Origin of the sequence: Chitinophaga sp. (assembly GCF_035538455.1) — a bacterium.
In the GTDB taxonomy this organism is placed as follows: domain Bacteria; phylum Bacteroidota; class Bacteroidia; order Chitinophagales; family Chitinophagaceae; genus Chitinophaga.
The window spans coordinates 14,283-30,533 of record NZ_DATLKJ010000011.1; the positions used below are offsets into that span (position 1 = coordinate 14,283).

Consider the following 16,251-nt stretch of genomic DNA (forward strand, 5'->3'; position numbering starts at 1 on the left):
GTATGAAGATATTTGAATTCTGCCCTTTTTTCAATGAACACAGGATCGCGGCGCTCAAGATCAGAGAGGCCGGCTACTGGATCGATGAGTTGCACATCTGCGAAGCAGATATGAATTTCAGCTATGTGCCGAAACCCTATCACTTCGATACCTCGCAGACGAGTGAGAAGGTAAAGCATCATAAGATCGCTGCCGGCGGGCTTTTCAGACCCGCGCTGCCGGAGCAGTCTTACTACGATCCGCATAGTTGTCCGCCTGAGATGTTTGACCAATGGTACTGGCACCTGCTCACCCATAACATGGGTTATCACAACGAAGCAATGCAGCGCAACAGTTGTAGTTTGATGAAAGACATCGTAGGAGAGGAGGACATCATCATTCTCTCCGACCTCGACGAATTCCTTGACAGCCGACTGGCAGAGCAGATCATAACAGCCGTAAAGCGGCATCAGATCATCACTGTAAAACTGCACTTCTCTGTCTTCTACTTCAACCTGTTCTCAGACAGAAGTCATGGTGTAGATCATTTCAGTTACCGTACGTACGTTATGACCGGTAAGTATTTCCACAAAATGCCTTTCACTGGAGACTATCTCCGGAAGAAAGGCATCTCCGGCGGGTTGCTCCAAACGGTACACTGTCCGGACAGCTATATGGGTTTTCATCACTCCTGGCTGGAGCATAGCGTGCATGCGTTTGATAAGCTCAAGGCATTTGATGCGAATGTGAAAGACAAAACGTTAATCAGCGGCAGCTTTGCTGCCGATTGTATCCGAAACAAACGATTGCCCTATATCGATGCGGATCTGTATGTAGATAACAACAAACCTTTCCTCAGAAGCGTGCTGGAATCCGATACCGCCGGGTTATGGTTTTCAGAAAATACTTTATGATCGCGGAACCGTGACGGGCGTGGCGGAGCGTTTCTTCGACAGCCACGCCCGCACCGGTTCATCATAAAAACGCAGCACCAGGTAGCCGAGCAGTACGCATCCTGCAAAGACGGCAGTGGCAACGAGGTACATCGTTTGAGGCGCCGGTTTCATCTTGCCCAGGTAATTACCGAAGGTCCATATGGCCCAGATATGTGTCATGTATAAAGGATAGGAAAGCCTTCCGGTGAATACGCAGAATTTTCTCACAGCGCCATGTACCTCTGTACCGGCTCCCACAGCCAGAATAAAAGGGAATACAAATATCACGATCAGCATTTCGGTGATCCAATCCTTATTGTAATGAGGAAACAGGAACACACCGATCAGCAATGTTACCGGTACTACAAAGTGGAGTTGACGCCGTATCACGAATCCGAAACGGTAAACAGTCAGCCCGGCCATGAAGGAAAACATCACCCTCGCGAAGCCGTCCAGGAAAGTGGGAGCATCCCAGCCGGTAATGATCCAGCCCCTGTGATGTGCAACCGCCGCAAGCCATGCAGCGGAAATCCCAAGGAGTACCAGCAGCCACTTCCGGGACATACGCAATAGCACCAGGACATAAAAGACATTGATGAGATACTCCATGAAGAGTGACCATGCGGGCGTGTTATATGGAAAGAGGCCATTGAAGCGGCCGGGAAGAAAAGGGTAAGGCAGTAACAATAACGAACATACGAAACCGCTCAGCAATTTGCCCCAACCGGCTTGCGCCACCATTGCAGCACCGTTGAAGGGATCCAGAACATACCCCAGTAATCCGATTACACTGCCCCAGATCACCATGGGGTGCAATCGTATAAGCCGGTTCCTGAAAAACTGCCATGTCCCGATTTCTCTGGCGCGCTCATCATATGCATAGCCGATCACAAAACCGGATAAGCAGAAGAAGAAATCTACTGCCAGGTAGCCATGCCCGATAGGACTTTTCGTATAGTCAGGCGTGATGAACTCGTATAGGTGAAAGACAACGATAGACAGGGCTGCTATGCCTCTCAATCCATCCAGTGCCTCGAAATGAGGTCTTGACCGCGTGGAATTATGCTGCATAATCAGGAAGATAATTCACAGGGCCGAAAGAAGAAAGTAAGCGTTACTATTGATACAGTTTCAGATAAAAAACTATCGGCAGGAGATACTGGTCAGACAAACTCCTTCTCAGAATAACTGATTCCGCAGAATCCGCTTGATCATCTGGATAGTGGAACGGCTTACATCGCCCTGGTATTTGTGGAGTATACGGCGCTCGCTCACGCCTTCGCTGAGCTCCTGCACCACCTGCATCCATTGTCCGAGGAATTCAGAGTTGGGTGTACGGTATTTGAGCAGCCGTCTTACAGTGTCAATAACCGATTTGCTGACGCTGCCTTCGTGCAGCTCAAACACTTCATCATTATTAAGTCCAAGCCGTATATCATCTGCAATGCGGGAGTAGTCCTGCAGATATTTTTCGTTGGCCTGCATCACCTGCAATAGGGGGGTGTCGCTGAAATGAATATCCGGATGTCTGCGCACCTGTTTCTGAAGAGATTGCAGTGCATAGCTTCTGGCGATATTGTCGCAGATAATGAGATCATTTTTGTTTAGTTCAAACCATTCGCCTTTCACGCGCTTGTGCTGGAATACAATATGCAGGCTTTCCTCCAGCTCGCTCATATTCTGCGCTGCATACTGCCGTACCACGCGGAATATCACGGGCAGATGGGTATGATAAGCAGCCAGGCGTTTATGCAGATCCTGTGTCTTGCCGATCTTGTACAGATTTCTCCCCGTATTCAGAATATACACACATTTACCTATTTGTACTTGCTCCATGAGGTAATTTTCGAGAATAGTAGCATTTTGACAATAATGCTGTCAATTTACAACTATGATGATTATATACAAAATAGAATAATGAATATTGAAGCAAAGTGAGGCAGAAGGGAGGGAGATATAGTTTCCGGGAAATTAAAGCAGGCTGTGGAAAACGACCGGCCAGCCTGCTTTGTACGGGAAGGGGTTCTATTGTTTCAGTAATTTGCTGACGCTTACTTTTCCGTTATGCAATAACTGCAACGTATACACGCCTGCTGGCAATTTACTGCCGTGCAGGGTTACATTATGCACGCCTGCCGGAAGATGTGTATTTAGCAGTATTTCAACAGGGCGGCCTTGTATATCATAGACGGTGAGCCGGGTGTCGCCTGTCTCTTTCAGTGTGATCCTGATCAGGCAGTTATCCCGGAAGGGATTGGGGAAATGTACCAGGGTGGTACTGCTTTCCGGCAGAAGGATGCGCTTCACAGCCATCACGGTGGCGGTATTTTTTCTGGCAACAGTATCCGTACCGAGCACCAGCTGCGGTGTATTGGAGCCGGCTTCTTTGGAGTTGAGCAGTATCCGCTGGTCATGTGCCTGTTGGCTCTTCAAGGCCAGAGAAATCGTTTGATGTCCTGCCGTCAGTTCCTGTTGTACATAGGCTGTAATATCCCAGCTGTACCAGGTAGCAGCTGCATTGGTAACCGTTTGCGAGGCAATGATACTGGAACCGGTGGTTGGTTTATTGTTCCAGGTGACAGTGGATTCTTTCCAGGAAGTATCCGACACCGCAAAAACCGCAGTAGGCACGCTGGTCTCGGATGTGCCGTCCAGTTTACCATACAGCTTCAGCACCGCACCTGATACCTGGTTGCCTGCCGAAGAAATGTTAAAGGTGATATATATTTCGCGGGCATTGTTGAGCTGGCCGGCGGGCGACAGCTTGCTGATCAGCAATGCTGCATCCATAGTGCCATATGTGGTACTGGCATTGGCGCCATCGCGTACATAAGCGTCCTGTGAGGGGCTTAATGTCAGCGAAGAGGTAGAGGTGATGGCTTTTATCTCTGTATAGCTGTTCCAGAGATCCTGACTGTTGCCATGACCTACTATGCGGATGTATCTGGCGCTCCTGGCGCTGAAGAGAAACGACTGGAGGTTCAGGCTGGAGCCGTTGCTCACCAGCCTGGTGGCGGCTGTGGTCCAGTTGACGCCGTCGTTTCCTGTCAGCACGTCAAAAGTGGAAGTGCGTGTATCGCCTTTATAGAAGGCTATCTGCACACCGCTTACATGGAGCGTATCAGCGAGGCATAGTTGTATCCATTGTCCATCGCCGCTGGCTGACCAGCGCGTGGAAAGGTTATTGTCCAGTACATTGGCGGCCACGTTGCCATCGTCTGCACTAGCAGTGGCAGGAACACAGCCAGGCGCTCCGCTGACGCTGATACTCACCGGCGCAGAAGTAGTGACCGCTCCTTTATTATCTGTGGCTTTTGCCGTCAGGCTATAGTTGCCCGCACTAACATTGCTCCAGCCGAAGCTGTAAGGACTGCTCACATCTTCTCCCAATTTCTGGGTGCCGTTGAAAAATTCCACTTTGCTGATACTGCCATCGGCATCAGAAGCACTGGCATTGATGGTAACGTTGGCAGGAGCGGTAAAGGTAGCGCCACCGGCAGGAGCAGTGACAGATACTACAGGGGGGTGATTGGTACCACCTACGTCACTGGGACAGAGGTCAGCGCTGCTCTCTGATATACAGAAGTCATTGAACAGTACCTGTTCATTTCTCAACACAGGATCTTTACCGCGGTATACACCCCATTTGGGCCTGTTGTAGGATGCGCCGGTTCTCCACATATCGATGCCGTTCTTGCTGTAGGAGAGAAGAGTAACACCGTCACTTACCCGTTTCAGGGTGATCTCAAAAGTGCCGGCATTGTCTTCTGCGCTTTTGTATTTTACATAAGCCTCCACCCATACGCCTTTGAAGGGGGCGAGATCTACCTGTGCCACCGTGCCAAGGCCCCCGCTGCCGCTGCCGGAACTGTGAATGATTTGCAGCTTCTGTGGCGTGCCTGCTCTCGGCGTGATGGTGATCAGCGGCGCGCCGGCATCGCCATCCATTGCTTTGATCTGAAAGATATGCGTAAAGCGGCCGGAAGGAATAAAGCCTGCATCCAGTTTAAACTTCCAGCGGTAGTACGCCGTTTGGCCTTCGGTATGCTGCATCTCTGCCTCTGAGCCACTGCCACCCTTGATTTCCATACGGGTTCTGTCTTCATTGGTGCAGCGGTCATCATCTTCCACAGGATGACTGTGAAAAACGAATACATACCTGCCAAGTGTGTTGTCAAAAGTCTGTGTTACATGCGGACCGAAAGACGGATGCTTGCAATCCGGCGATTCAACGCCAAAGCCTTTGGATTCTATCAGCTGGTAGGCGCCGCCCTGGCCGTTGGCTTGGAGCGTTACCTGTCCTTTGGCTGCAAAGCAGCAGGCTAACAGAAAGAACGCAGGGCATGATCGTAAAAAAATGCGGTGTAGGTAATGCTGTTTCATAGCACAATGGTTTAGGATAAAGGAATGTCTGACAGCAGGAATGCCTGTTGTCGTGTTTACGGTTAAATAATGATAAAATCCTGTCTGGTTGCGGGTTTTACAGTCTGTCTGGGTTTTCTGTCCGATGTGATGATCTGAAAATATGCTGGCTGTGGCTAATCTTCTTTTGCTTATTGCAAACGATTGCAATAATACGCTGTACCACTGCTATTTATCGGCAGGAAGAAGGCGGAGTAACGGGAAAGTATATACATTATCATACAAAAAGGAAAGCGAAAACTACCGCTGGGGGTAGTCTTCGCTTTTCTTTCATTCGTCAGGACAGTCAGCAAAATCAACGATTCTGGGGTAACTTCTTATCCAGGAATTTCCGTATTACACCGGCAATTTCGTGTCCATGGCTTTCCAGGGCGAAGTGGCCGGCATCAAACAGGTGATACTCGAGATGTTTCACGTCTTTCTTATAGGCTTCTGCGCCTGCCACCGGGAAGATGTAGTCATTCTTTCCATATACGATCAGCATCTGCGGATTATGTATACGGAAGTATTGTTGCCACTCAGGATACAGCGTTACGTTGGTGCGGTAATCGTAGAAGAGGTCGAGCTGTATTTGTCCGTTTTCCGGCCTGTCCAGATGGCGCTGGTCTATTTCCCAGTTGTCGGGGCTTATCAGGCTGGTGTCGGGTACGCCGTGTGTATATTGCCATTTCAGGCCATCGGGACTATGAAATCCGCGCAGGGTGTTTTCGACTTCTTTATTGTTCCGGTCTTTCCAGTATGCTTTGATCGGCTCCCAGAACTCTTCCAGTCCTTCGTCGTAGGCACAGCCATTCTGCACAATGATGGTCTCAATTCTTTCCGGATTTCTGGAGGCAATACGCCATCCCACAGGTGCGCCATAGTCCATTAAATAAAGGCTGAACCTGTCGATCTGTAACTGCTGCAACAGGCCTTCCATGATAGTGGAGAAGTTCTCGAAAGTATAGGAAAAATCTGCGAGTGCTGGTTGTTCGCTGCGTCCGAATCCGGGAAAGTCAGGAGCAATCAACCGGTATTTGTCAGACAAGTCGTTGATGAGGTTCCTGTACATATGTGAGGAGCTGGGGTAACCATGGAGTAGTACCAGTACGGGTGCATCTTTCGGACCTGCTTCACGATAGAATATATTAAGGCCGTTTACTTTAGCGAAATGGTGTTGTGTCTGATGTTTCATATAAATTGATTTGAAGTTGTTATACTATTACCGAACGTTCGGTAAAATTAAAAAGAAAAGATATATTAATTAAGCATGATGATGTTGAATAAAATTAAGGTGTGAGCAGCGCGGGAATCTGGGCAAGTACATTCCGAAAAACTCCCGGTTCGCGGGTAGCGACAGATACTACCAGGGCGCCCTGTATGAGGATATTGATCTGTTTCGCTCTCTTACGGGCGGTATCCGCGGGTAATCCAAGATCGCGGCCTATATGCGCAAAACCGTCGATGGTCAGGTCAAAGCAATGGCTGATGCCTTCCTGGAAATCGTCTGCATCAGAGCCGATAGACAAGGTGCGGAGCACACAATTGCTGCTTCCTCCGTGATACAATTGGTTAACAGATGCAATTACTTTTTTAAGTCGCGCTTCCGGCTTCAGCTCCTTATTCTTTGAAACAGCGATGACATTGTCCTGTATCCATTGCTCCACTATTCCCAATACATGCTGTGCCATTTCCTTCTTTCCGTTGGGGAAGCGGTGGTATAAGCTGGCCTTTTTCAATCCCGTGGCGGCAGACAATGCTTCCATGGAAGCGCCGTCGTACCCCAGCAAGCTGAAAGTCTCAAATAATTTGTTGCCTAAATCTTCTGCGTCTATTTTTTGTGCCCGCATATTTACCGATTGTTCGTTAAAGATAGAAAGAAATCCCGGATCACACAGGAAGGTCTTCTGTAGTACCTAAAGGAAGAATTCTTAACCGGTGACTAATACCCAGTGCGTTGAAGCTGCGGCTCAGGGCCTCTTCTCCCTGTGTGTAATGTGACCATCCTTCAAAATGCAGTGGTATGATTACAGCATCAGGAAATACATGTGATGTATCCAGCACATCATTCGTATCCATCGTTACATGGAAAGGCCCTCTGGGTTGGGCTGCTCCGGCAAAAGCAAATATGTAGTTGGGATCAAATCTCCTGGCCACGTCAGCCACACCATCATAATATACCGTATCGCCGGTGATATAGAGTTCGTAATTGATTTTACCTTTTACTGTAATAATAAAACCGGTCACGTCTCCTGAAATCTTCTCAATACCGGCCGGTCCATGCCTGGCGGGGGTGCTGGTTACTGTGATTTCGTCTCCGTTGGGAGCTGCCAGCGTCACGCTGTCCCAGGTAGCCAGTCCTGTACTGTTGCCTTTTAAACGTGCGGCGCCTGCCACAGTAGTCAGCACACGGTCAGCCTTTCCCGCGAATTCCCTGCCGGCATGATCAAAGTTGTCGAAATGCTGATCATGGCTCAGTAATATTACATCTACTTTTCCAGTGTCTTTCTGTACCGGATCTGCTATCTTCTCTACTGTCAGCCCCGGACTTACCGGATATACAGTACCCGCGTCATCAAAAGTAGGATCTGTCATAAACCGTAATCCGGATACTTCAAGAATGGCTGTAGGGCCTCCGAGGTGGGTCACTTGTAGTGAATCTTCTCTTTTCATAATATTGTCAGTTAAGTGTTTTAGAATCCGGTTTCCTTTCTGTCTCTGTTATCTTTTCGTCGACCGTGAAACAAAGTTACCGAACGTTTGGTAAAATTCAATATAAATTTTTCATAAACGGGAAAAGTACCATAGAATCCATTGTTTGTACAAGAACAAAGGAATATTTTGATAATTATGAAATAGGAACCATTTACGATCACAATCAGGATTATACAGTAGTGCGCTCCCAGCAGTAATTTTGGGATTTGGGAATTACGTAATCCCCAAATCCCAAAATAATCACTGCGGTCTTAAGTTGAGCATTATGTACTGGCGTTGTGTCGCCGCAATTCTGAGATTGTCTGTTTCAAGTATTACAGGTCTTTCCACCATCAGTTCGTCGCTTAGCACAATCCCATTTTTGAAAATCGTGTAGCCGGTCCAGTGATGTTTACCGGGTATTACTTTCGCCCGCATTTTTTTTCCGTCTTTCACCATTTCGATGGCCTGTTGGTCGTCAGCAAAAAAACCTTCGCCATCGCCTTCCCGTTTAAGCCGGATTATTTTTGCGGTGGGATCTGCGTCCAATACCTGTACATGTTGTTTGCCGGCGCCGCCCAGTTCCCAGGGCTGCGTGATATTTACTTCCCAGGACATGCCTTTGCCCAGTTTTGCCGGCGGAATCCCCCACAGTAGCGGATTATAGGCGAGGCCGCTGGCATCCGTGTTCGTGTTCGGCCTGCCGTTGTATACCAATGTTTTGCCCGAGTCTCTGAATGCTATGCTGCACTTGTCTTCTGGCCGTCCATCATAGAGGAATACAGCTGCAAATTCCGGTTGAAGGGCATTAGAACCTGTTACTGTGTAATCGCCCGTTCCACCAACCCGGTAAACCATGGGAGGAAGGTCATTGCTGGTCGTAGATACGGTCCTGGAAAATACGGTGCTGAATTTTTCTCCCTGAACGAATTGGTGTGTCAGATAGACATCGGAGAATGTTTGGGCGGACTGCGCATTTGCCGTGGGATGTATACCGGATAATGCCAGCCACAAGAGGACGAATCTTTTCATAAGCGTTGGTTTGAGAATAACTATATACACAAACCTCCGGGATCCCGCCGGGTTATAAAACCCTATTCAACGGCAGCCTCCATCTTTTCAATGTCCTGGCAGTATCCTTCAATGTTATATTTCCGCCAGAGAAATAAACATTTTGCCGGGGAAATGTAGTTCCCCGGCAAATAGCACTAACCGTTATACATAATTTATTTGACCGGCCTGTTATGTTACAGGTGATACATGGTACAGCAGTTGTAACATAAAGGAGTGGGGGTCAGACGGTACTTTCCATCCCCATCTCATCGCTGGTGGTATTGCCACCTTGGGTGAGCCTGAAAAGGGCATCCTGCATATCCTGTGTGAGCGAAAAGTTCACCATGGTTTTGCCATCCCGGTAGGTGCCTTTTGTCAGCATTTGCAAATCAGGCGGATGAACACTGTTGGTCCTCAGGCTTTCCCTGCCTGTGATCTGGGCAAGTGCCCAGTTAAGCAAAGCAGCATCACCTTTAATACTGCCCGGATCAAGGCATTGATGAATAGCCTGACCATTGCGTACGATGCATATAGCCATCTGGTTACGCTCACATACCACCTGACCTCCGGGCGGAAGCGGACAATTACATCTGTTCATTTGAAAGAGTTTACCGGTTATGCTTTGATGGAATAGACACCATTGGTATAATCCACACTATATTGGGGTAATGCCGGGTTGAGGTAGCGGAGTTTTTCTATTGCTTCTTTCGGTGTGCGACAAGTTAATTCCCTGCTTTCCAGTACTGCTGCGCGTTGTTCCGGGGTGAATCCGGTGATTTCAGAAAGTTCGGAAGCAGACCTGGCTATGCCAGCTACAGCTTGTTCGAAGGTCCAGCCACTGGCAACAGAGAAGCTGAAACCATCAGGAGGGGGCTGTAACTTACTTTTGGCGGTGAACCATGCTGTAAAGAACAATGCAGCACCGGCTGTACCAGATACCAACAGCTTGGTACCGTTGCCCATAGAACTATCCAGACGGAACAACGCATCTCCTGTGAGAAAGCCACCCGCAAATCCGGCGGCAAGTGCAATAAACAGCCGTAAGATAGGAGCCTGATTCTCATTGGGAGGGTCTTTTGCAAAAAATGCTTTCATCATAAAAAGAATGAGGATGGCAAGAAAGCCGAGGCCAATCCATAATTGTGTGGTCATAAGGGATTAATTTGAGGTTAAACAGATAATCTGCTGTAGGTTCAGCTAATAAGTTACGACATTCCGCCGACATCTGGTTATTCTTCCCGGATTTTCCCCGGTCGTAAAAAAGACCAGAATGATGTACCCCCATTCTTTAAATTACGTGGAATCCATCGGCCGGAATTCCCGTAAAGTAAGACTTTTACAACGTTGCAACATTTCGGATACCCTGGATAAATCAGCAGGCATGACACAAAATCAAGACAGGACAAATTGGGTAGATAATTTAAGGTCATTTATCACCGTACTGGTAGTAGCGCACCATTCTTCATTGGCCTATACGACCTTTGCGCATTTCAATAAGGAAGCCTATATCACTTCCACGCATCCTATTGTGGATGCCGCCAGGAGCAGAGGGCTGGATATCTTTGAAGATTTTAACGACATATTTTTTATGTCGCTCATGTTCCTGATCGGCGGCATCTTTATGTCGCCGGGACTGCGCAACAAAGGAGTCCCGGTGTTTATACGTGACCGCTTTTACCGGTTGTTCATTCCCTTTATCATTGGGGTAACGATCCTGATGCTGCTTGCGTATTATCCGGCTTACTATCTCGCGCACGGGCAGCATGACCTCAGGGATTATATCGTTGATTATTTTACGGTAGAAGCCTGGCCGGTGGGACCGCCCTGGTTTATCTGGGTATTGTTTCTCTTTAATATTGTTTTTGCAGTATGTTTCCCTCTGATAAAAGATTCACCGATGGCGCCGGGAGCATGGCTGACGGCACAAAGTCAAAGGCCCTGGAAGCTGTTACTATGTTGGTATCTGCTTACATGGCTGCTATACATGCCAATGGCATTGTTCATTGATCCGGGTATGTGGACGGGTATAGGCCCGTTCGATTTCCAGGTGAGCCGCATCTTTCTGTATTTCGGTTATTTCCTGCTAGGTGCAGTGATCGGCGTTCCCGGTCTGCGCAACGGTATCTTTTCAGCGGATTCCAGGTTGGTGCGTATGTGGCCTGTATGGGCTGCTGCCGCTGTTTTCGTATATGCACTGCTGAAAGGCAGTGAAACGCCTTTACGCACAATGATCGGGAGGGGAGAGCTAAGTTATTTCAATGCGAACTTGCTTTACCGCTCTGTATGGACGTTATCCTGTACATTGAGTTGCATGGCATTTCTCACTACCTTCCGCAGTATATTCAATATTACCGGCAGCATCTGGAAGTCCTTATCAGCTAACGCCTACGGAATTTACCTGGTGCACTACATCTTTGTAATCTGGTGCCAGTATTTCCTGCTGGATATAGATATGGCAGCCCTGCTAAAGTTTTTAATAACAGTTGTTTTATCAGTTACTTTTAGTTGGGCGCTGACATGGATACTGAGAAGAAATGGATTGATCCGGAGGTATCTTTAAGCTATTAATAGTACTACTTCAGCCACCGCGTTATGTTCGAAAGGAATTCTCCTTGTTGATCCGCATATAGATAATGTGAACAGTTATCCAGGTATCTGAATTTTTTTTCTCCTGTTATCCTCTTTATATTGTTTAGCATAGAAACAGAGAAGATGCCATCCTGCCTGCCATAGAGCGCACAGATATTGACGTGTTTTGTGAGTTTTTCCAGTATGGGCAATACATTGATGTTGGTCAGCTTTTCATTCCGGTAAAACATTTCCGGTCCCTTGGGGTTTCGGATATTGTCTTTGTACAGCGGGCCGATTTTGTAAGTGCTGTCGAGGTGCCGGGAGGTAACATCCGGTGATGCTACCCTGAAGAAACCGTTATCGCCCGCCAGATCAAAACACCCTTTACGGTAAGCGGCGGAGCGTTTGTCCAGCGCTGTAATGTATGTTACGCGGGAAAGTCCCGCAGTATCGTGTTTGCCGGCATACATCTTATTCACTGAATCAAGGATATGATCATAGGTAGCCTGTTGTGAAAACAAGGCGCTCGTCAATACAAGTGTACGTACCTTCTCCGGGTATAGTTGCGTATAAAGTGTACTAACCAGCCCGCCGAAGCTAAATCCGATCAGGCTGGCTTTTGTAAGCGCATATTTCTTATAGATGTTATTGAGATCATCGAATGCTTCATGGTAGGTGAATGTGGCATGTGGATCTGCCGAACGGCCTTCGCCCCGTCTGTCATATACAATTACATAGAATCCCCTGTCAGCAAGGGCAGCGGCAGTAGTAGCTTCAAAATGGACAGCATTTCCGCCAGGTCCGCCGTGAATAAATATCACCGCAGGATTATCTTTTTTACCGAATGCTTTGATATATAGTGATTGTCCCTTTCCTGAAAGTATTGTCAACAGCAATACCCATATAATAAACAACTGTTTCATTCCCCAAAACTATTATCAATATCTGATACCACTGCATTCTTACTACAGGAATATTGTCTGAATTTTATAGCTGGAAAATTTCATGTACCGGCTGAAACCCGGGAACGACAATATCCTCCGGTATGCATTTGGAGGTTGAGGCAATATTGAGGATATTAGGTTATCCTGTATGTACTATAAAAGTATTTATTGGTATTCTGTTAAAACTCAAAATCCGCGACTATGAAAAAGAAGAAAGTTCAGCTGAATCAGAAGCTATCTCTTCAGAAAACAGCTATCGCAGCACTCACCAACGAAAGACAAGAACAACTGAAAGGTGGTGTTTCTGTCCGTACCATGTGCACTGACGATACAATACTTATTACTGTCTGCATTGATAATACCAGCCCGGGTCCTGATTATCCCTGCGAACTCTATCAATGCTGATCTTAGCCTTTAGCATTTAGTTTTCAGCCCACCGCTTCTAAAAGCGGTGGGCTGTTTTTTTGTAAGCCGGTTGCTTTATACACTTATTACTTTCGGGTTTTATGTGTATAGCAGAAAATTGGTATTTTCGGAGACTGAATAATTGAACTATGCTTAAAGGAATAATATTTACATGCATGCTGACGATGATCATTGCAGCCGGATACGCGCAAACATCAGTTGTAGCCAACCCTCAGGATACACTTACAGTCTTCAGGGCTAAAATAGACCGGCTTGACAAAGAGATCATTGATCTGCTGGGCGAAAGAATGGAAGCCGCCAGGGCGATCGGTATTTATAAGATGGTACATAAGGTAGAGGTGGTTCAATCCAATCGTTTCAATGAGGTGTTGCAGAGAGCGGTGGATCATGGTAAGAGCAAAGGACTTTCTGAGGCATTCATTAAGGAACTTTACGAGGATATTCATAAAGAAAGTATCCGCCAGCAGGAGGCCTTAAAAAATGGTGTAAAGTAAAACCGTATCCGGCTAATGTTTACTGATAAACGAAGATGGTGTTCCGCTGCACGTAACACTGAGATGGTGCATAGCCCTGGTACAGGCAATATATAACATATTCCGGTCGATTTCCCTTTTGTAGTTTGTATTGTTTACAAAGGGCACTATCACCTGGTCGAATTCCAGGCCTTTTGCCAGGTGTGCACTGGTAATCAGTAGGCCCTCCCTGAAGCTTGTACTGCCAGAAAGCAGTAACTGTGCCGGTAGGCCATGACGATCTAATTGTGTGGCCAGCTGTCCGGCTTCTTCTTCCGTTTTACAGATAACCGCCAGCGAGTTATACCTGGCTTCTTGCAGGAAAGTGTTGATCAACCCGCAGATAGTAATTACTTCTTCTTTCTCATTCCCGGTAATAAATATATGTGGCGTTTCTCCATGTCGTTCAACAGCAATGAGCGCGTCGTTGAATGCAATAGCCTGCGTAAAACGAATGATTTCATAAGTAGAGCGGTAGCTTCTGTTGAGTGTAACCAGCTGTGCCCGTGGGAATATTCTTTTCAGATCATCAGGGCCTGTTTTACCGGCAGGATTCAGTGATTGATTGACGTCTCCCAGGAGGGTCATGCGGCAGCTGAACATCCTCGCGATCACCGCGTACTGAACGGGTGTGTAGTCCTGCATTTCATCAATGAGCAGATGCTTTGTTTTCCGCTGTGGCTGAACACCTTGCAGGCATATTTTCAGGTAAGCGAGACCGGAGAGATCGTGATGTTCAAGTATATCTTTGGCTGCCATTTTGAAGAGATCAGGCCTGTTCATCCACATAAAGAAATCCTTGTAGAGCTTCAGCATGTTTGTGGAGATAAACATGCCAGTTACGGCTTTCCGGATGCCGTCTTTCTCTTTGGCAGTAACAGTATGACCATATTTGTAAGTGATAAATGCTGTTAGCGCATTGACAATTTCCTGTGGCCGTTTTAATATGGGCTGGCGATGTACCGCCTCCGCTTTTTCACGGACAAAAGACGCTGGTAGTACGTATCTTCCTATTCTTATTTCCACTGGTTTGTAACAATGATTGTTGAGATAGATGACGTATTCATTCAGTCTGACAAGAAACTCCGATGAAGATTTGAAACGGATCCGTTCTTCCAGCGCTGTATCTGTTTTACGCAGCTGTGCTGATACCTGCCCAAAGAGGTGCTGCGCCTGATGTTTATAGCCGGTAATCTCCTGCAACAGGTTGTACATGCCGGAAGTGGGCACATTTTCTTCTCCCAGCTCTGGTAGAACGTTAGAGATGTAATCAGAAAATACTTTATTGGGAGACAGGATCAGTACATCTCCGGCCTTGATGGTATCCTTGAAGCGATACAGAAGAAACGCAATACGGTGCAGGGCTATGGAGGTTTTACCGGAACCCGCAACCCCCTGGATGATCAACACGTTTGCATTTTCATTCCTGATAACCTGGTGCTGGTCCTGTTGTATGGTGGCTACGATATTTTTCATCCTGTCGGCAGAAGCGGTACTCAGCTCTTTTTGCAGTAGGTCATCATAGATATGTGCGGCTGTATTCAGCATGAATTCGAGTTGTCCGTTGCGGATGCGGTACTGGCGCTTTAACTCTAGTTGTCCGCTTACTGGGCCTGAAGGTGCTTCGTAGCGGGCATCTCCCGGTTCGGTATCGTAAAACATGCTGCTGATGGGTGCACGCCAGTCGTATATAAGATTGGCGCCGGTATGCTGATCGGTGAATGCATGTACGCCAATGTACACCGGTGTGGCGGCGTGATGCTGGTGTTCCCGGAAATCGATGCGTCCGAAGTAGGGCGACTGCAGCAGCTTTGCTAATCGCCTGTTCCTTGCCAGTAGGGCTTCTCCACTGCCAGCCGTCAGCGAGATATACTGTATCATGCCCTCTTTTTCATCCCTGTTATCCCGGACGTATTGCTTTTGTTCCAGTAACTCTGCAGCTTTCTGTCTGGCAGACTGCCCGCTTTGTGTGACAGCCCGTTTTATTTTTTCTTTTATTTCTTCCAGGTATTGTTTTTCCTGGTTTTCGCTGCTATTGATTATACCGGTTGTCATGGTATAATTAATTACTGAGCGCTCATTCATTTTAAATGGAAATTTTTTTAAGGCTTCAATCCTTTCAATACGCGATGCAGGGCCTCGTTCAGCTTGGCTTCAGTGAGTACGAACCTGCGTGTGCCCTTGGCGGTTATCTGTTGGCTGAAATTGATTAGTTGATATAGCGGTGCAAAGGCGAGCGACCAGTACATTTCAAAAGACATTTCGGCCAGCTCATTGCGTTTGCGCGACGCCTGTATGAAAGCACCCAACGCACTGCCATATTCAACAGTAAGGGCCTCGGTGATCTTCTCATATATGGAGGAATAACGTACCTTTTCAATGAACTGTACTTCCTGCGGATGCCGAACTGCATACTGGTACCTGTTTTTCCATTGTAACCGCATGCCATCGCCAAATGACATTTCAGGTTGCAATCCCCTGATACTGCTGCGCAGGATATTAGAGCTGACTTCCAGGCAGAGCTGCATGATCAGGTCTTCCTTGTTCCTATAGTAAATGTAAATGGTACCCGGCGCTACATCCGCCGCTTTGGCCAGTTTGTTGACGCCAAAACCTTCCAATCCTTCACTGACAATCATATCAATGGCCTTCTGCTTTATCAGCAGTTCCTTTTGTTCGTCTCTTAATCTCATGGTGCAAATATAAATGAACAGTCGCTCATTTAAAAATATGTTT

Annotated in this window: 16 protein-coding genes; 4 read left to right on the forward strand and 12 right to left on the reverse strand. The window is 47.3% G+C overall.

The features are described from left to right. The first annotated feature begins 2 nt into the window (after positions 1 to 2). Positions 3 to 893 (forward strand): hypothetical protein, encoded by an 891-nt coding sequence (locus VM802_RS00990; protein ID WP_325527025.1) that lies wholly within the window; start codon positions 3 to 5, stop codon positions 891 to 893. On the opposite strand, the gene VM802_RS00995 is transcribed toward VM802_RS00990, so the two are convergent. The 9 genes from VM802_RS00995 to VM802_RS01035 all read right to left on the reverse strand — a co-directional run bounded on the left by VM802_RS00995 (position 888) and on the right by VM802_RS01035 (position 10,214). Continuing rightward, the gene (locus VM802_RS00995) at positions 888 to 1,985 is read right to left on the reverse strand and encodes an acyltransferase family protein (RefSeq protein WP_325527027.1); all 1,098 of its coding nucleotides are present in this window, start codon (positions 1,983 to 1,985) and stop codon (positions 888 to 890) included. The genes VM802_RS00990 and VM802_RS00995 overlap by 6 nt on opposite strands. A gap of 108 nt (positions 1,986 to 2,093) precedes the next feature. Continuing rightward, positions 2,094 to 2,750 carry a GIY-YIG nuclease family protein gene (locus VM802_RS01000; protein ID WP_325527029.1) on the reverse strand — a complete coding sequence of 219 codons (657 nt, stop codon included), beginning with the start codon at positions 2,748 to 2,750 and terminating at the stop codon, positions 2,094 to 2,096. A gap of 189 nt (positions 2,751 to 2,939) precedes the next feature. Next, positions 2,940 to 5,297, reverse strand: coding sequence for a CBM96 family carbohydrate-binding protein (locus VM802_RS01005; RefSeq protein ID WP_325527031.1), 2,358 nt, complete (start codon positions 5,295 to 5,297; stop codon positions 2,940 to 2,942). A 334-nt stretch (positions 5,298 to 5,631) separates the two neighbouring features. Next, complete coding sequence (locus tag VM802_RS01010; protein WP_325527033.1) at positions 5,632 to 6,510, reverse strand: alpha/beta fold hydrolase; 879 nt, start codon at positions 6,508 to 6,510, stop codon at positions 5,632 to 5,634. A 94-nt stretch (positions 6,511 to 6,604) separates the two neighbouring features. Then, complete coding sequence (locus VM802_RS01015; RefSeq protein WP_325527035.1) at positions 6,605 to 7,165, reverse strand: TetR/AcrR family transcriptional regulator; 561 nt, start codon at positions 7,163 to 7,165, stop codon at positions 6,605 to 6,607. A 40-nt stretch (positions 7,166 to 7,205) separates the two neighbouring features. Next, positions 7,206 to 7,988 (reverse strand): MBL fold metallo-hydrolase, encoded by a 783-nt coding sequence (locus VM802_RS01020; RefSeq protein WP_325527037.1) that lies wholly within the window; start codon positions 7,986 to 7,988, stop codon positions 7,206 to 7,208. Between the two features lie 282 nt (positions 7,989 to 8,270). Continuing rightward, positions 8,271 to 9,041: a hypothetical protein gene (locus tag VM802_RS01025; RefSeq protein ID WP_325527039.1), complete on the reverse strand. Its 771-nt coding sequence runs from the start codon at positions 9,039 to 9,041 to the stop codon at positions 8,271 to 8,273. Between the two features lie 262 nt (positions 9,042 to 9,303). Further along, complete coding sequence (locus VM802_RS01030) at positions 9,304 to 9,660, reverse strand: hypothetical protein (RefSeq protein ID WP_325527041.1); 357 nt, start codon at positions 9,658 to 9,660, stop codon at positions 9,304 to 9,306. A 17-nt stretch (positions 9,661 to 9,677) separates the two neighbouring features. Then, positions 9,678 to 10,214 carry a hypothetical protein gene (locus VM802_RS01035; protein ID WP_325527043.1) on the reverse strand — a complete coding sequence of 179 codons (537 nt, stop codon included), beginning with the start codon at positions 10,212 to 10,214 and terminating at the stop codon, positions 9,678 to 9,680. A gap of 229 nt (positions 10,215 to 10,443) precedes the next feature. On the opposite strand from VM802_RS01035, the gene VM802_RS01040 reads away from it, so the two are divergent. Beyond that, positions 10,444 to 11,622, forward strand: a complete 1,179-nt coding sequence (locus VM802_RS01040; RefSeq protein WP_325527045.1) for an acyltransferase family protein — start codon at positions 10,444 to 10,446, stop codon at positions 11,620 to 11,622. 13 nt (positions 11,623 to 11,635) lie between these two features. On the opposite strand, the gene VM802_RS01045 is transcribed toward VM802_RS01040, so the two are convergent. Further along, positions 11,636 to 12,556: an alpha/beta fold hydrolase gene (locus tag VM802_RS01045; protein WP_325527047.1), complete on the reverse strand. Its 921-nt coding sequence runs from the start codon at positions 12,554 to 12,556 to the stop codon at positions 11,636 to 11,638. 222 nt (positions 12,557 to 12,778) lie between these two features. On the opposite strand from VM802_RS01045, the gene VM802_RS01050 reads away from it, so the two are divergent. Both VM802_RS01050 and VM802_RS01055 read left to right on the forward strand, forming a co-directional pair. Further along, entirely contained in the window at positions 12,779 to 12,982 is a 204-nt protein-coding gene (locus VM802_RS01050) for a class I lanthipeptide (protein WP_325527049.1), read from the forward strand. Positions 12,983 to 13,158: 176 nt separating this feature from the next. Next, complete coding sequence (locus VM802_RS01055) at positions 13,159 to 13,497, forward strand: chorismate mutase (RefSeq protein ID WP_325527051.1); 339 nt, start codon at positions 13,159 to 13,161, stop codon at positions 13,495 to 13,497. Between the two features lie 12 nt (positions 13,498 to 13,509). Here the strand turns inward: VM802_RS01055 and VM802_RS01060 are convergent, their stop codons facing one another. Further along, entirely contained in the window at positions 13,510 to 15,570 is a 2,061-nt protein-coding gene (locus VM802_RS01060; RefSeq protein WP_325527053.1) for a HelD family protein, read from the reverse strand. A 47-nt stretch (positions 15,571 to 15,617) separates the two neighbouring features. After that, the coding region (locus VM802_RS01065) for a TetR/AcrR family transcriptional regulator (protein WP_325527055.1) at positions 15,618 to 16,251 on the reverse strand (634 nt) is incomplete at its 5' end.

What these genes read in the sequence shown, in the direction of transcription:
- VM802_RS00990 (WP_325527025.1), top strand. Translation starts at nt 3, where the DNA reads ATGAAGATATTTGAATTCTGCCCTTTTTTCAATGAACACAGGATCGCG.
- VM802_RS00995 (WP_325527027.1), bottom strand. Translation starts at nt 1,985, where the DNA reads ATGCAGCATAATTCCACGCGGTCAAGACCTCATTTCGAGGCACTGGAT.
- VM802_RS01000 (WP_325527029.1), bottom strand. Translation starts at nt 2,750, where the DNA reads ATGGAGCAAGTACAAATAGGTAAATGTGTGTATATTCTGAATACGGGG.
- VM802_RS01005 (WP_325527031.1), bottom strand. Translation starts at nt 5,297, where the DNA reads ATGAAACAGCATTACCTACACCGCATTTTTTTACGATCATGCCCTGCG.
- VM802_RS01010 (WP_325527033.1), bottom strand. Translation starts at nt 6,510, where the DNA reads ATGAAACATCAGACACAACACCATTTCGCTAAAGTAAACGGCCTTAAT.
- VM802_RS01015 (WP_325527035.1), bottom strand. Translation starts at nt 7,165, where the DNA reads ATGCGGGCACAAAAAATAGACGCAGAAGATTTAGGCAACAAATTATTT.
- VM802_RS01020 (WP_325527037.1), bottom strand. Translation starts at nt 7,988, where the DNA reads ATGAAAAGAGAAGATTCACTACAAGTGACCCACCTCGGAGGCCCTACA.
- VM802_RS01025 (WP_325527039.1), bottom strand. Translation starts at nt 9,041, where the DNA reads ATGAAAAGATTCGTCCTCTTGTGGCTGGCATTATCCGGTATACATCCC.
- VM802_RS01030 (WP_325527041.1), bottom strand. Translation starts at nt 9,660, where the DNA reads ATGAACAGATGTAATTGTCCGCTTCCGCCCGGAGGTCAGGTGGTATGT.
- VM802_RS01035 (WP_325527043.1), bottom strand. Translation starts at nt 10,214, where the DNA reads ATGACCACACAATTATGGATTGGCCTCGGCTTTCTTGCCATCCTCATT.
- VM802_RS01040 (WP_325527045.1), top strand. Translation starts at nt 10,444, where the DNA reads ATGACACAAAATCAAGACAGGACAAATTGGGTAGATAATTTAAGGTCA.
- VM802_RS01045 (WP_325527047.1), bottom strand. Translation starts at nt 12,556, where the DNA reads ATGAAACAGTTGTTTATTATATGGGTATTGCTGTTGACAATACTTTCA.
- VM802_RS01050 (WP_325527049.1), top strand. Translation starts at nt 12,779, where the DNA reads ATGAAAAAGAAGAAAGTTCAGCTGAATCAGAAGCTATCTCTTCAGAAA.
- VM802_RS01055 (WP_325527051.1), top strand. Translation starts at nt 13,159, where the DNA reads ATGCTGACGATGATCATTGCAGCCGGATACGCGCAAACATCAGTTGTA.
- VM802_RS01060 (WP_325527053.1), bottom strand. Translation starts at nt 15,570, where the DNA reads ATGACAACCGGTATAATCAATAGCAGCGAAAACCAGGAAAAACAATAC.